The sequence below is a fragment of the Abyssisolibacter fermentans genome, from assembly GCF_001559865.1.
In the GTDB taxonomy this organism is placed as follows: Bacteria; Bacillota; Clostridia; order Tissierellales; family MCWD3; genus Abyssisolibacter; species Abyssisolibacter fermentans.
Genome location: NZ_LOHE01000062.1, coordinates 1 through 16,876, shown reverse-complemented (window position 1 = coordinate 16,876; position 16,876 = coordinate 1). Strand labels below are relative to the sequence as shown.

General features: G+C 29.6%; 10 protein-coding genes and 1 pseudogene. All 11 read left to right on the top strand.

The features are described from left to right. Position 1: 1 nt before the first annotated feature. Entirely contained in the window at positions 2-7,180 is a 7,179-nt protein-coding gene (locus AYC61_RS10965) for an amino acid adenylation domain-containing protein (protein ID WP_066501825.1), read from the top strand. Between the two features lie 133 nt (positions 7,181-7,313). Further along, complete coding sequence (locus AYC61_RS10960) at positions 7,314-8,231, top strand: GHMP family kinase ATP-binding protein (protein WP_066501822.1); 918 nt, start codon at positions 7,314-7,316, stop codon at positions 8,229-8,231. A gap of 17 nt (positions 8,232-8,248) precedes the next feature. After that, a complete protein-coding gene (locus AYC61_RS10955; RefSeq protein WP_066501819.1) occupies positions 8,249-9,574 on the top strand; it encodes a condensation domain-containing protein in 1,326 nt (441 codons plus the stop codon). Between the two features lie 70 nt (positions 9,575-9,644). Continuing rightward, positions 9,645-10,934, top strand: coding sequence for an MFS transporter (locus AYC61_RS10950; protein ID WP_066501813.1), 1,290 nt, complete (start codon positions 9,645-9,647; stop codon positions 10,932-10,934). 116 nt (positions 10,935-11,050) lie between these two features. Then, positions 11,051-12,028, top strand: a complete 978-nt coding sequence (locus AYC61_RS10945) for a beta-ketoacyl-ACP synthase III (protein ID WP_066501809.1) — start codon at positions 11,051-11,053, stop codon at positions 12,026-12,028. A 48-nt stretch (positions 12,029-12,076) separates the two neighbouring features. Continuing rightward, on the top strand, positions 12,077-12,307 hold the full coding sequence (gene acpP, locus AYC61_RS10940; protein ID WP_066501806.1) for an acyl carrier protein: 231 nt from the start codon (positions 12,077-12,079) through the stop codon (positions 12,305-12,307). Positions 12,308-12,496: 189 nt separating this feature from the next. Beyond that, complete coding sequence (fabK, locus tag AYC61_RS10935; RefSeq protein WP_066501802.1) at positions 12,497-13,429, top strand: enoyl-[acyl-carrier-protein] reductase FabK; 933 nt, start codon at positions 12,497-12,499, stop codon at positions 13,427-13,429. A 436-nt stretch (positions 13,430-13,865) separates the two neighbouring features. After that, positions 13,866-14,810 (top strand): ACP S-malonyltransferase, encoded by a 945-nt coding sequence (gene fabD, locus AYC61_RS10930; RefSeq protein ID WP_066501796.1) that lies wholly within the window; start codon positions 13,866-13,868, stop codon positions 14,808-14,810. Beyond that, complete coding sequence (gene fabG / locus AYC61_RS10925) at positions 14,804-15,544, top strand: 3-oxoacyl-[acyl-carrier-protein] reductase (RefSeq protein WP_066501793.1); 741 nt, start codon at positions 14,804-14,806, stop codon at positions 15,542-15,544. Before fabD ends, fabG begins: the two co-directional genes overlap by 7 nt. A 13-nt stretch (positions 15,545-15,557) precedes the next feature. Beyond that, on the top strand, positions 15,558-16,793 hold the full coding sequence (fabF, locus tag AYC61_RS10920; RefSeq protein WP_066501791.1) for a beta-ketoacyl-ACP synthase II: 1,236 nt from the start codon (positions 15,558-15,560) through the stop codon (positions 16,791-16,793). Between the two features lie 4 nt (positions 16,794-16,797). Continuing rightward, positions 16,798-16,876, top strand: a pseudogene (locus tag AYC61_RS21875) (3-hydroxyacyl-ACP dehydratase FabZ); the annotation flags it as partial.

The window sequence follows — 16,876 nt, the reverse complement described above, 5'->3', positions numbered from 1 at the left end:
AGTGAACTATTTATCAAAAGAGAATGTACAAGAGATTATAGGTTTATCCCCTATACAAAAGCATATGTTATTAGAGAATGAAGAATCTTTAAGAAATATATTACAAATCAGTTATGAAATAAATGAAGCTATTGATAGAGAAAAGTTTCAAAATGCATGGGATTATGTAGTTAAATCTCACTCACCGCTAAGAACAATCTTTAGAAAACTAAAAAATCGTACAGTTCAAATTGTATTAAAAGAACGTCCGATTACACTGCAGGTGTGGGATTTAATTGAAAACGATGATGAAAAAAGCCTTAGTGTTATAGCTGAAGCATCAGGTAAACATTATCAAAAATTTAAGTTATCAGATGGACCTCTTTTACGTATCGGGTTGTTTATTATATCAAAAGAAAAATCACAGATTTTACTAACATATCATAAAAGTATACTTGATATTTGGAGTAGAGATTTAGTATTGCACGATGTTTTACTTGTTTATAATGCACTAAAAAAAGGTACAACTTTACCTAAATTGCAAAGAAATTCTTTTGCTGAATATACCGAGTGGTCAACACAGCAGGACTGGAGTCCAGCTCAAGAATTTTGGAAGGACCAACTTTTTGAATTTGAAGAAAAGAAATTACTTACTAAAGAAGTAAGTTATAAAGAAAATGCAGATAGAATTAGGACAACTACAACTTTACTTTCAGATGAGTTTATAAAATCTCTTAACGAACTTATGAGTAGTTATGGTATTACAAGCAAAGCCGTTATTTTAGGTACATGGTCTATTCTCATGAGCCTATATGGTCGTGAAAATGATGTTGTTTTTGGACTTAAGAGTTCAGGACGTAGTTTTGATTTAACAGATTCATATAATATGGTTGGACAATTTTCAAATAATTATCCGTTCAAAATTAATGTTGATAGCAATAAAAAAGTATATGATTTTTTGACTTTAATTCACGAGAAGTGTAATAAAATAAATAATTATTCTTATATATCTTTAAGAGATATTGAGTCTTATTGCGGAATATCTTCTCCATTGAACTTTGAATGTGAAATAGCTGTAAGAGAAAAAGAATTTGCTAATAATAATGAAGAATACTGCTTGGAAGAGAAAGATATAAAACAAAAAATAGATACACCACTTTATATCGAGGTTATTCAAGGTTCATCTTGGAAGGCTAGATTTACTTATGACTTGCTATCATATCCTAAAGAAATGATTGAGAGCATGAAGATTAGTTTTGGTACTATTTTGAAAAGTATAGCCCAAAATCCTACAGCATGTATTTCAGAACTAAATTTAATATCTGAAGATGAAAGACTAAGATTAAATGAAGATTTTAACAAAACTAGTATCAAAAGCCCTCAATTAGATATATTAATGCAGCAAGTATTTGAAAAACAGGTTGAGAAAAACCCAAAAGCAATTGCGGCTATTTATTCAGGTGAAAAGATTACCTATAGAGAATTAAACCAAAAGAGTAATCAATTAGCTCATTGGCTAAGAAATCAAAAATTTGGACGTGATGATTTAGCTTTACTATTTTTAGAACGTAGTATAGATATGTTAATAGGAATTATTGCAGTATTAAAGGCAGGTGGAGGATATGTTCCAATTGATAGTGCTTATCCTGATAAAAGACTACAAACTATATTAAATAATAGTAAAGCAAAGGTAATATTAACTCAAGATAAGCTTATAAATAGAAGCTTAAAGCTTAGTGATACTGCGGATTTTTCTCCATTAGTATTTGCAATAGATGAAAAAAATAATGAAACTGTTAAGTTACTTAGTGAATATTCAATTGATAATCCTGAATTTATAAATAAACCGGGAGATATAGTTAATGTATTTTTTACTTCAGGTTCTACAGGACAGCCAAAAGGTGCAATTATTGAACATGTTGGAATGCTAAATCACTTATGGTCTAAAATAAACTTGCTTGGACTTAATAATCAAAGTATAATAGCCCAAAATGCTTCCCACTGCTTTGATATATCGGTTTGGCAGTTTTTGGCACCCTTAATGGTAGGTGGGTGTGCAATAATATATAATAATGATGTATCTAAAGATCCAAAGGAACTATTTCTAAATATTCAAAGAGATGAAGTAACAGTTTTAGAAATGGTACCGGCAATGATGGAAATGTTCATACAAGAAATTGAAGAATTACAAATAGAAACAAGAAGTTTATCTAAGCTTGAGTATATAATATCTACAGGAGAAGGACTTCCTACAGTGCTTTCTAACAAGTGGCTTGAATTATATCCTAATATAAAAATGATTAATACATATGGAGCTACAGAATGTTCAGATGATACTAATCATTTAGTAATAGATAAGCCATCTAAAAGTGAGCTGAGCTATATACCACTTGGACAAGTAATTCCAAACTTTAAGATATATATTTTAGATAAATATAAGAGACAAGTTCCAATTAATTGTATAGGAGAAATTGGTTTAACAGGTATAGGAGTAGGTAGAGGATATTTAGGTGATGTAGAGCGAACTAAAAAAGCATTTGTCAAAAATCCATTTAACGATGGAATGGGCGATAGAATGTATTTAACAGGAGATTTGGGCAAATTCTTACCAGATGGCAAATTAGTATTTTGTGGAAGAAAAGATTTTCAAGTTAAAGTAAGGGGACATAGAATAGAGCTTGGTGAAATTGAATCTGCTATATTAAGGAATGATGAAGTTATTCAATGTGTTGCAATTATTAGACCTGATATAAGTGGTCAAAATCGTATTTTAGCTTATGTAGTAATAGAGAAAGAGATTGAAGAGAGTGTATTACGTGAATTTCTAAAAACACAGTTACCTAGTTACATGATTCCGGAACATATCATAGTACTTGATAAGCTGCCATTAAGCACTAATGGCAAAGTAAATCGGAAAATGCTTCCTGAACCTAAATTGGAAAAATCAGGTCGCAAATTTACTAAACCTAGTGACCCTATAGAAAAGGCTTTAGTTGATATATGGGAAGAAATTTTACAGCAATCTAATATTGGAGTTGATGATAACTTTTTTGATATAGGAGGACATTCACTTAAAACTATTCAATTAAGGTCAAGAATTAAACAGTATTTTAAAGTAGATATAACTCTAAAGAAATTATTTGAATACCAAACAATTAGTGAACTTGCTTTGATTATTAAGGAAATGAAAACTCAAAAGCAGGATATGTTTGTTAATTCAATTTCAAAACATAAAGAATCAGATTATTATCCTTTGACACATGCACAGAAAAGGCTATTTTTCTTACAGCATCTAGAACCTAATAATTATTCGTATAATATGCCTGCTTACTTTGAAGTAGAAGGTGAAATAAACATAGAAGCATTCAAAAAAACTTTTAATACTATCATACAGCGTCACAATGCATTAAGAACAAATTTTAGAACATTAAACGGACAGCCTGTTCAGTATATATCAAAACAAAAAGAAAATTTATTTGAATTAATAGATTTAAGTAATAATAAAGAAGAATATAAATCACAAAAACTACATGAAATAATTATAAAAGAATCAAAACATTGTTATAACTTAGAGAAAGACAACCTCTTGAGAATAAAACTAATAAAATTAGAAAAAGACAGATTTATGTTGATACTTAATAAGCATCACATAATTAGTGACAAGTGGTCATGGAATATTTTGACAAGAGAATTTTCTGTTTTATATCAAATATGTTGTAATAATGAACCCAATAATTTAGAACCGTTATCTATACAGTATACTGATTATGTATATTGGGTAGAAGAATACATGAAGAGCAATCAATTCAATGAAGATGAAAATTATTGGATTAATGAATTAAAAGGTAATTTACCAGTATTAAATTTACCAACTGACTATCTTCGTCCATCAATTATGTCTTACAGAGGAAGCAATCAAGTTATAAAAATAGATAAAGAAGTTTATGAAAGAATAAAGGAAATTTGCAAGAAACATGAGATTACATTATTCATGGCTTTATTGAGCATAACAGGTATATTTTTATCAAAGCTAAGTGGTAGTGAGGATATAATAATAGGTACTCCTGAAGCAGGTAGAAATCAACTGGAATTAGAAGATATAATAGGATTTTTTATTAATACATTAACATTACGTCTTGATTTAAGCAGTAATCCTACATTTACTGAAATGTTAAATAGAGTTAAAGAAAAGACTATTAATACATACGAACATAAAGATTATCCTTTTGATTTGTTGGTAGAAAAGATAAATCCTGTACGTGATATGAGCAGAAATCCTATATTTTCAACATCATTCCAAGTTGTTAATGAGACTGAAAATGTAGACATTCAAATTGAAGGATTAAAATTTAAACAATATCAAGTTCAAAACAATACATCAAAATTTGATCAAAGTATTTCTTTTGTAGAGACTAAAGAAGGATTAGATTGTTATTTTGAATATAACAGTGATTTATATAAGGAAACAACAATAAAACGTTGGTTAGGTTATTTGAAAACAATGTTAAGTAATATTTGTAATAATGTAAAACAAAATATTAATGATATTGACATAATGACTAGCGAGGAGAAAAAACAATTACTAGTTGAATGGAATGATACAAAATTTGATTTTCCAAAAGATGATTTAATTCATAAATTAATAGAAAAGCAAGCAAAAAGGAATTCTGACAAGATTGCTGTTATATATAAAGACGAAAAAATAACATATAAACAATTAAATGATAGAGCAAATCAATTGGCAAGATATCTTATTAATCAAGGTTTAAAAACAGGGATGTTTGTAGGAATTTGCATGGATCGTTCTATAGAAATGGTGATAGGAATATTAGGTATATTAAAAGCAGGTGGGGTATATGTTCCAATGAATCCTAATTATCCAAAAGAAAGACTTGATTTTATGCTTAGAGACACTAATCTTGAAATTTTAATTGTTAAAGATACAAATTTAACATGGTTATCTGAACTCAATATCAAGTTAATATGTATGGACAAAGAGAAAGAAATCATCATAAGTAATACAAAAGATAGCTTGCTTAATGATTTTAGTAGTGATAATTTAGCATATGTTATATATACATCAGGGTCTACAGGAACACCTAAAGGGGTACAAATTTCTCATAACAATGTAGTTAACTTTTTGTATTCTATGCAAAATAAACCGGGGATAACTAATGAAGATATATTATTTTCAGTAACAAGTATTTCATTTGATATTGCAGGACTTGAAATCTTTTTACCTCTTATTACAGGAGCAAAATTAGTAATTGCAGATTCAATAGTAGCTGTAGATGGATATATGTTATCAGAAAATCTAAAAAACTCAAAAGCTACAATAATGCAAGCCACACCTGTAACATGGCGTATGTTATTGGAGACAGGATGGAAAAATGAAGAAGGAATAAAAATTCTCTGTGGAGGAGAAAAGATGCCTGCTGACTTGGCTAGAGAATTATCAATCAATAATGCAGAAATTTGGAACCTCTATGGACCTACTGAAACTACTATTTGGTCGACAGTATTTAAAATTAATTCAGTAGAATGTAATACAGTTCCAATTGGTAAGCCTATTAATAATACACAAGTATATATATTGGATAAAAAATTAAGCCCAGTGCCAATAGGTGTAGTTGGAGAACTTTATATTGGAGGGGCAGGAGTTTCTAGTAGAGGATATATAAATAGAGAGGAGCTTACTAATAAAAAGTTTACTCCTAATCCTAACAAAAATGGATCAAGCATGTACAGAACAGGTGATTTAGCAAAATATTTACCTGATGGGAACATAGAGTTTTTAGGAAGGATTGACAATCAAGTAAAAATTAGAGGTTTTCGTATTGAATTAGGAGAAATTGAAAATGTGCTAATAGAGTATTCAAAGTTAAAAGAAGTAGCTGTAATAGATAGAGAAGATTCAAATGGAGTGAAAGCTTTAGCAGCATACGTAGTTCCAAAAGATGGACAAGAGATTGCAACTGTAGAATTATATAATTATGTGAAAAGAAAATTACCTGAGTATATGGTACCGTCATGGTTTATAGTTCTTAAAGAGTTACCTCTTACAGCTAATCGTAAAATTGATTATTTGTCTCTGCCTAGTCCAAATGAAGCTGTCTATAATAGCATGGACAAAGCTAATCCTCGTGACAAAATTGAGTTAGAGATGTTAAGAATTTGGCAGGATGTTTTAAAAATAGAGAACATAAGTATATTTGATAACTTCTTTACAATAGGTGGAAATTCAATGATTGTTATGATACTTATGGATAAAATAAATAATTACTTTAATATTGAACTGCCTCTTTCACAACTTTTTTATTCACAAACAATAGCAGAGTTATCAGAAGTAATTAGAGGAAACACTAAAATATCAAATGAGTGTGTAATACCTATTCAAAAAGGTAGTGAAACTAATAATCCTCTATTTTTAATTCATCCGCATGGTGGAGGAGCGTATTGCTATTATGATCTTGTAAGAGCTTTAGGAACAGAGAGAACAGTGTATGGAATCCAATCAGTTGGAATGTATTCAAATGAGGAGCCAATTTCTTCAATTTCATTGATTGCAAAACGCTATTTACAAGAAATAAGAAGAGTATCACCAAAAGGACCATATAATATTGCTGGTTGGTCTTTTGGCGGAATAGTAGCTTTTGAAGTTGCACGGCGATTAGAATTCATAGGGGAAGAAGTTGAATTCTTAGGAATACTAGATGCGCAATTACCAATAAGAATTAAAGAAGAAAAAGCTGATATTGAAGAAAAATTACCTTTTTATATTGAATATGCAATGCTGATTGGTATAGACAAAATTCAATTACAAGGTCTTAATGAAGAAAAAGTCTTTGAATATGTGTTAAACTATGGCAAAAAAGTGAAATATTTTCCACAAGATACTACTATTGAAGCAGTTCGCAATATAATGAAAATTATGATTAATAACAGTCTTGCACTCAAAAAGTATCACTATGAAGGTAAAATAGAATCAGATATTCACTTATATTATGTTAAAGAAGAGGCAATTAATCCAGAACATTCATTAATAAATCCACAATCATGGTATGAGAACACATCAGGAGAATTGTATTTAACAGCAGTTGCAGGAAACCATAATACTATGTTACAGAGACCAAATGTAGTTACTTTAGCAGAAAAAATAAAAGAGAGTTTAAAAAAACTTAGAGCAAGTAAAATATCTTAAAGATAAAAAATATTTTCGGACTGCAATTTAAGCAGTCCGAAGGAATTAAAATTAGGTGATAAATTATCTGAGGATTTGCTCTATATATAACATAGAGTAGATTTAATAGCTTGTAATAAAGGAAGTGATATGTATGAGGGCTGATTATAATATAAAAAAACAAAAAGAGTTGATATCAACATATAGAAATATAGGTGAAGGAAGCTCATTTGGGACATTTGGAGAGTTACTTCAGGGAGTACTTTGTGATAATGGAAAAAATTTTTTGGTTACATTCCCAATAAAAAGTTTTTCAAGAGCTACTTTGGTTTTCAAATCATCAATAAAGACATTGACTGTTCATCCATCATATAAAACAAAATCATTAAGATTAGCTAAAATGTTGATGACGTATTTTGGAATACCAGTGAAGGGAAGATTAATTATTGATAGTGATATTGAAGTTGGGAAGGGATTAGCTAGCTCTTCAGCTGACTTAGTAGCAACTGCTAGATCTATAGAGTCTTGTTTTGGTATAAATATTTCAAATGAATTACTTCAGAGCTTTATGAACAAAATCGAACCTTCTGATGGAGTTATGTATCCAGGAGTTGTGTCTTATTATCATCGCGATGCGAAGCTTATTGAATTTTTAGGAGAATTACCTCCTATTACTATACTTGGAATTGATGAAGGAGGGAATGTAGATACAATAGAATTCAATAAAACTTTGAAACCATTTAGTGAAAGAGAAAATATGAAGTATCAAGAGCTCTTACATGAAATATCTAATGCTGTTAAAAACCAAGATTTAGATACTATTGGTAGAATTTCGACTGAAAGTGCATTTTTAAATCAAAAAGTTATGCCTAAAAAACATTTGCATTTTATGAACTCGCTCTGCCAAGAAATCAATGGATTAGGAATAATTATTTCACATAGTGGAACATGTATTGGAATAATGCTTTCGCAAGAAAATCCTAAATATAATCAACAACTATATACTGCACAGGAAAGAATACGTACTTTAACAGATAAATTGATGATTTGCTTTTCATGGAATACAAAATAGTTGAAAGGAGTTATAGCATGAACATAAATGAAGAAACAGATAAATATCCATTGACATGTTATCAAATGGATATTTGGCTAGAACAAATAATGTTTCCAGATGATTCATTTTATAATGTTGGAGCATATTTTACAATAAAAGGTTTGTTTGATTATTCAATATTTGAAGAGGCAGTAAATATTCTAATAAAAGAAAATGATGCTTTAAGCATACAATTAGAAGAAGATGGAATAGAGATTTTTCAAAGATTTGTACCAAAACCAGATAACAATGTTCAATTTTATGATTTTACAAAAGAAACTAATCCTATAGAGTATAGTATAAATTGGATGAAGAATGAATTTTTAAAACCATTTGAAATAGAAAGTGATTTTTTATTTAAAAATTATATTATAAAGGTAGCTGAAGATATACATTTTTGGTTTACAAAGGCACACCATTTGGTGACTGATGGAATGGGGTATTCATTGATAGATAAAAGAGTTGTGGAAATTTATAATGCTATAATAAATGGACAAGTCTTATGTAATAGAGAAATTTATTCATATAAGGATTTTATAAAAAAGGATTTAGAATATCAGAACTCTAATAAATACAAAGTGGATGGGCTTTTTTGGCAGAAAATTGTTGAAAATTCTCCTGAAGCTTTCTTGCAGACACGAAAGAATAACAATAAAAAAATAACAGGAAAGAGCTTGCTAAAAACTTTAGTACTAAAAAGAGATTTTTATAATGACATTCTATGCTTTTGTGAAGAAAATAACTGTACTGTATTTCATTTTCTAATAGGAATATTATATATTTGCATAAGTAAAATATATTCTGAAAATAGTTTTTGCATTGGAATAGCTGTTCTTAACAGGAATAATACAAAGTTTAAAAAAACAATAGGACATTTTGTAAACATAGTGCCTTTAATATTGAATTATGAGGATGAATACAGCATAAAAGAACTGTTTACAGACATAAGAAAAATGCTTTTCAATTGTTATAGACATATAAAATATCCATTAAGTGAAATTATAAAAAAGGCAGATGTGAAATCTAAGGGCAAATTATTTGACATAACACTTTCATATGAAAAATCAAATCACTCATGGGAATTTTGTAATGCTAAAAAGAATACAACAAGATTGTATCATAATACTGAGAAAAATGCTATTGACATTTGTGTAAAAGAATATAGTGAAAAGAATGATGTGGAAATTGATTTTAATTATCAGTTGGATTTATTTGATAGCAGTGATATTGATAATATAGTTAATAGTATTATTAGATTAATGAGAATAGGAATACAGAATCCAAAATTAAAATTATCAGAAATAAATATAAAAGAAATATGAGTTTTAGATTTGTTAAATTATTTTAAAATTAAATCATAAATTTGTTATGAAAAAATGAGGTGAATATGAATTGAGTGTAGTACTAGATAAATATTTTAATAATAAAGAATCAAAAAATATTGTATTATTTACAATTGGATATTTTATTTCGTTATGTGGTTCATCTTTATATACTTTTACAATAGGATTATATGTGTTAAAACTTACTGGATCAGCTTTTTCTTTTGCAACTACTTTAGTTTTAAGCACAATTCCTATAATAATAATCAATCCATTTGCTGGTGTATTGGCAGACAGGTTTGATAGAAAATTTCTGGTAGTTGCAATGGATTTTAGTAATGGTATATTGCTTTTATTATTGTACTTAATAAGCAAAACTTATGGGCTTAGTGTCAGTTTGATTTATGTTAGTACTTTTATGATAAACTGTTTAACAGCTATATTTTCCATAAGTATTGATTCAGCAAAACCCAATATGGTTTCTGAAGGTAAATTAGTTAATTTAAATTCTATAGGTAAAGTTATTTCTTCTATGACATTAATATTAGGACCATTTATGGGTGGATTACTATTTTCATTTATTAATATCGACGTATTTATAATAATAAATGGTATTTCATTTGTAATTTCTGCAATTATAGAGATGTTTTTAGAATTTAATTTATATGGAGACAAAGATAAAGATGATGTAAAAAAAGAAAGTAGTTTTATTAATGATATACGTGAAGGATTTAAATACGTAATGATAAAGAAAGATATAATCAGTTTAATTATAATATTTGTTTGTATTAATTTTTCTATAGGTTTTTCAATCCAAACACCACTACCATTTGTTATAAATAACATATTAAATTTAGGCTCTACGTGTTATGGAATAATTCAAAGTGCATTTGCTGTAGGTTTAATAATAGGAGCTATCATAACTAAAAGGTATAACAAAATTATGCCATTAAAAAAATCGCTAATATTTATGAGTTATCTTATTTCAATATGTATTTTTATCATGGCAATTCCAATTTTTCCGGTTACTTATTTCAATAGTAAAACAATATTAACTATTTATTATAGTGTATTAATGAGTTTAATAGGAATAGCAATTGCAATAATTGATATATTATTTATATCTTATCTACAACAAAATATATCTAATGAATACAGAGGAAGAGTTATGAGTTTTGAATTTAGTTTAGTAAAGACTATAGTACCAATTGCATTAATTATTTCAGGATTTTTAATTGATAGTATACCTGTATATATATTGCTAGTATTAGGTTCAATAATATTGTTTATATCAAGCAGTATATGGTATAAGAAAAATACTTATTGCAAAGTTACAAACGACAATAGTGAAAACTGGTAAATAACTATTTGTTATTAATGTAAACATAACTGACAAGTGATTAGTTCTAAAGATTAATTAATATTATTACCTGTAGTTAATGTTAAATTGACAAGTGAAAATAGGGAGATGATTAAGTGAATCATGCTGAAATTGCAGGTACAGGAAGTTATGTACCACAAAAAATAATGACAAATGAAGATCTAGAAAGGATTGTAGACACAAGTGATGAATGGATATTATCAAGGACAGGGATAAGACAAAGAAGAATTTCAGAAGGTGAAAACACATCAAGTCTTGCAGCAAAGGCAGCTATTAAAGCTTTAGAAGATGCCAAGATGGATGCTGATGATTTAGATTTGATAATTGTTGCAACAGTAACTCAAGATACATTTACACCATCTGTGTCATGTTTAGTTCAAGTAGAAATAGGAGCTAAGAATGCAAGCTGTTTTGACATAACTGCAGGCTGTTCAGGATTTATATATGGAATTAATATTGGGACTCAATTTATAAATTCAGGACAGTATAAAAACATTCTAGTAATTGGAGCTGAGGTTCTTTCTAAGGTAACAAACTGGGAAGACAGAAATACATGTGTATTATTTGGTGATGGAGCAGGAGCAGTTGTATTAAAAGCTAGTGATAATAAAGGAATAATATCAGTTTATATGGGGGCAAGTGGTGATGAAAATAGATATTTAGAAATTCCTGGCATAGAGGTAAACAATCCTTTTAGTCCTGAAGTTATAAGCAAACCAAGTTACATTAAAATGAATGGCTTAGAAATATTTAAATTTGCAACAAAAATAATAAGAAAAAGCTTTAAAAATGTATTGCAAAATACAGATTATAGTTTAGATGATATTAAATATATAATTCCGCATCAAGCAAATTATAGGATTATAAATCATGTAGCACAAAAAGCCAAAATAGATATAAATAAATTTTATTTAAATTTAGAAAAATACGGTAATACATCATCTGCAAGTATAGGTATAGCATTAGATGAAATGAATAAAAAAGGTCTATTGAGTAAAGATGACAAGATAATTATGGTTGGATTTGGTGGAGGTCTAACGTGGGGTGCTATATTACTCAAATGGAATAAATAGTTAAGCTTTGTACTTAGTTAAAAAAATATAAAATTAGGAGGTTTTAAAATGGTATTTGAAAAAGTAAAGAATATTTTGATGGAAGAATTAGATGTAGACGAGGTAAAATTAGAAAGTAAGATACAGGAGGATTTAGGAGCAGATTCGCTAGATATGGTTGAGGTAGTAATGGCAATAGAAGATGAATTTGGTATTGAGATTGACGAAGAGGATACTGTAAATATTAAAACAGTAAAAAACATAGTAACTTTTATAGAAAATAGAAAAAATAAAAGTTAATAAAAAAATATAATTGTATAATTACAAACAAAATATGGTTATTAATAAAATAGGGATGTATACAAAATGATAAGATTAATCATTTTGCTAGCATCCTTTATGAGATTATATAGCAAAATTTAAAGATACTGATTTTTTATTCATTAATGGCTATCAGAACATCAAAAAAATAAGAAAAGGAAGAGCAGCATGATTAAATCGAGAATATGTGATTTATTAAACATAAAACACCCAATATTACAAGGTGGGATGGCTTGGATTTCAGATGCACAATTGGCTGCTGCAGTTTCTAATGCAGGAGGCTTAGGTATAATAGCAGCAGGAAATGCCCCTGTTGACTTGGTCAGAGCTGAAATTAGAAAAGCTAAACAGCTTACTGATAAACCTTTTGGTGTTAATTTAATGCTTTTAAGTCCATATGCTGAGGAAATAGCACAACTTTTAATAGAAGAAGATGTAGAAGTAGTAGTGACAGGAGCAGGTAATCCAGGAAAGTATCTAAAAGAATGGAAATCAAAAGGTATCAAAGTTATCCCTGTAGTTGCATCAAGTGCATTAGCAGTTAGAATGGAAAGAAGTGGAGCAGATGCAGTAATAGCAGAAGGAATGGAATCAGGAGGGCATGTTGGAAAAATAACTACCATGTCTTTATTACCTCAAGTAGTTGATAGTGTTAATATTCCTGTTATAGGCGCTGGAGGAATAGCTGATGGCAGAGGGCTTGCAGCAGCCTTTCTATTAGGAGCTGAGGCTGTGCAGATAGGAACTAGATTTTTAGTAGCAAATGAATGTCAAGTACATGATAATTATAAAGCAAGAATAATAAAAGCAAGAGATACAGATACGGTGATAACTGGAAGAAGCACAGGGCATCCAGTCAGAATAATAAAAAATAAACTTGCAAAAGAGTATATAAGATTAGAAAAAGAAAAAGCAAGTGTAGAGGAAATAGAGGAATTAGGAAAAGGAAGCCTTTATAATGCCGCTATTTTAGGAGAGATGGATAGAGGTTCAATAATGGCTGGACAATGTGCAGGAATGATAAAGAAAAAACAAAGCAGTAAAGAAATTATTGAAGAGATTTATAGTGAAGCATTGGAATTATTTAAAAAATTTAGATAGAACTATAATAGTGCAAAAATACTAGAAAATTATACAATTTAAAAACCAACCAATGCTTTGAAATTTTTCTATAGTAAAAATTAAATTGTTTAAATTTGTTTTAGCTCTCTAGTATGTGGCGAGGGAGCCATGCAGGAATCTTTCTCGTCACGGTGGTGTACATGTTTTGAGTAGAAAACAGAAATCTATGATTTCTTGTGAATCACTTACTGCTAGGAATGATATGAGTAGGAGTTACCTCTATTATAAATTGAAGGAAAAAACATGCGCACCAATGTTCCTTAGAAAGAAACCCTGCATGTTTCCTAGTATCTATATGGTTACTAGTTAATAATACAAATTTATGTTTAATATCCAGACTAGTATTAAATGTATTTAAATTTGCACCTTTATAGTAGATACTTAATAGAATTTTATAATATCTGGAGGAAAAGTTATGGGAAAGTTAGCTTTTATATTTTCAGGACAGGGTTCACAATACCCAGGAATGGGAAAGGAATTATACGAAAATTTTGAAGAAAGTAAGAAAGTTTTTGATATGGCTAATGAAATTTTAGGTTATGACTTAAAAACAATGTGCATGAGAGGTAAAGAGGAAGATTTAAATAAAACAGAAAATACACAACCTGCGGTTTTAACGACAAGTATAGCAATATTAGAAATATTAAAGCAAAAGGGAATAAAAGCAGATATTACAGCAGGCTTGAGTTTGGGAGAATACAGTGCATTAGTATATTCAGGTGTAATAGATTTTGAAGATGCAGTTCAATTAGTAAGAAAAAGAGGAAAATTTATGCAAGAAGCTGTACCTGAGGGGAAAGGAACAATGGCTGCAATTATAGGATTAGATAAAGAAAAAGTATTAGGAATATGTAATAAAGCTAGAGAAGCAGGGATAGTAGAAGCATCTAATTTTAATTGTCCAGGGCAAATAGTTATTGGAGGAGAGGTAGATGCAGTTTTAAAAGCGTGTGAGTTGGCAAAGGAAGCTGGTGCGAAAAAAGCAGTACAGTTAAAAGTAAGTGCTCCATTTCATACATCAATGCTCAAACCGGCAGCAGATAACTTAGAGAAAGAGCTTAGAGACATAAGTATAAAAGACTTTAACACTCCTGTAATATCAAATGTAACAGCAGAATATATAAAATGTAAAGATGAAGTTAAAGATTTATTAACTAAACAGGTCATGAATTCAGTTTTATGGGAAGATTCGATTCGAAAGATGATAGAAGATGGAGTAAATACATTCATAGAAATAGGACCTGGAAAAACATTGAAGAGCTTTGTCAGAAAAATAGATAAGACAGTAACAGCATTAAATGTTGAAGACATAAAAACATTAAAAAAGACTCTAGAGAAATTGGAGGAATTAGTATGTTAACAAATAAAACAGCAGTTGTAACTGGAGCAAGCAGAGGAATAGGAAAAGAAATAGCTATTAAATTAGCTAGCCTTAATGCTAATGTAGTAGTTAATTATTATAGTGATTTGCAGGAAGCAAATGAAGTTGTAAGTCAAATTGAGGAGCTAGGAAGTAAAGCAGTGGCAGTTCAAGGTGATGTAAGTAAATTTGAAGATGCAAAAAAAATAATAGATGAAGCAGTGAATGCATTTGGAAAAATAGATATTTTAGTTAATAACGCAGGGATTACAAAAGATAATTTAATAATAAAAATGAAAGAAGAAGATTTTGACAGAGTTATAGCTACAAATTTAAAAGGATGCTTTAACTGCTGTAAACATGCATCAAGATTAATGTTAAGACAAAAATCAGGATGTATAATAAATTTAGCTTCAATAGTTGGCGTTATTGGCAATGCAGGACAAAGTAACTATGCAGCATCAAAAGCTGGAGTAATAGGCATAACAAAATCATTAGCAAAAGAGCTTGCATCAAGAGGGATAACAGTAAATGCAGTTGCACCTGGTTTTATAGAAACTGAAATGACAAATAAGCTTTCTGAAAATGCAAAAAAAGCTATGCTTGATTCAATACCTCTGAAACGAGCAGGCCAGCCACAAGACATAGCAAATGTAGTAGCATTTTTAGCAACCAAAGAAGCAAGTTATATAACAGGGCAAGTAATAAATATAGATGGTGGAATGGTTATTTAAGGAGGAATTATCTATGAAAAGAGTTGTTATAACTGGTGTTGGAGTTATTTCATCTTTAGGAAATAATGCGGATACATTTTGGCAAAACATAAAAGATGGTAAATGCGGTATAGATTTCATACAGGGCTTTGATACGGAAAATCACAAGGTAAAGGTTGCTTCTGAAGTAAAAGATTTCAAACCACAAGATTATATGGAAAAGAAGGCAGCGAAGAGAATGGATAAATTCAGCCAATATGCAGTAGCTGCTGCAAAGCTGGCATATGAAGATTCAAAATTAAGTGATATAGAAGTTGATAAAGGCAGGATAGGAGTAATATTGGGGAGTGGTATAGGAGGAATAAGTACTATAGAAAATCAGCAAACTGTACTTATGCAAAAAAGTCCTGATAGAATTTCACCATTTTTTATACCTATGGCAATAAATAATATGGCAGCAGGACATGTTGCTATAATGGTAGGAGCAAAAAATATTTGTTATGCTGTAGTTACAGCGTGTGCTTCTGGTGCAAATGCAATAGGAGAAGCATTTAGAAGGATTAAGTATAGCTGGGCTGATATCATAGTTACAGGAGGTAGTGAAGCATGTGTTACACCATTAGCAGTTGCAGGATTTACATCAATGAAAGCTTTAAGTAATTTAAAAGATCCTAAAAGAGCGTCAATTCCGTTTGATAAAGAAAGAGACGGTTTTGTAATAGGAGAAGGAGCAGGAGTATTAGTAATTGAAGAATTAGAACATGCCAAAAGAAGAAATGCACACATATATGCTGAAATAGTAGGATATGGTGCAACATGTGATGCATACCACATAACAGCACCCGCACCAGGAGGAGAAGGTGCTGCAAAAGCTATGAAACTGGCAATAGATGAAGCGGGAATTTCGCCAAAAGATGTGTCTTATATTAATGCACATGGTACAAGTACACCTTACAATGATAAATTTGAAACTGAGGCTATAAAAACTGTTTTTAGTGGTAGAGAAAATCAAATACCTGTAAGTTCAACAAAATCTATGACAGGACATTTGTTGGGAGCTGCTGGTGGGGTTGAAGCTATAATTTGCGCAAAAGCATTAGAGGATAATTTTATACCTCCTACTATAGGACTAGAAAACAAAGATCCAGAGTGTGATCTTGATTATGTTCCTAACACAGGTAGAAAAGCAGATTTAAAATATGCAATGTCAAATTCATTAGGATTTGGAGGACATAATGCAGTATTGTTATTAAAGAAATGGGAGGATTAAAAAAATGCTAAACAGCAATCAAATACAAGAAATAATACCACATAGATATCCATTCTTATTAGTAGATAAAATAGAAGAATTAG

Coding starts and splice junctions, on each gene's coding strand:
- AYC61_RS10955 (WP_066501819.1), top strand. CDS start 8,249: ATGAACATAAATGAAGAAACAGATAAATATCCATTGACATGTTATCAA.
- fabF (WP_066501791.1), top strand. CDS start 15,558: ATGAAAAGAGTTGTTATAACTGGTGTTGGAGTTATTTCATCTTTAGGA.
- fabD (WP_066501796.1), top strand. CDS start 13,866: ATGGGAAAGTTAGCTTTTATATTTTCAGGACAGGGTTCACAATACCCA.
- fabK (WP_066501802.1), top strand. CDS start 12,497: ATGATTAAATCGAGAATATGTGATTTATTAAACATAAAACACCCAATA.
- AYC61_RS10960 (WP_066501822.1), top strand. CDS start 7,314: ATGAGGGCTGATTATAATATAAAAAAACAAAAAGAGTTGATATCAACA.
- acpP (WP_066501806.1), top strand. CDS start 12,077: ATGGTATTTGAAAAAGTAAAGAATATTTTGATGGAAGAATTAGATGTA.
- fabG (WP_066501793.1), top strand. CDS start 14,804: ATGTTAACAAATAAAACAGCAGTTGTAACTGGAGCAAGCAGAGGAATA.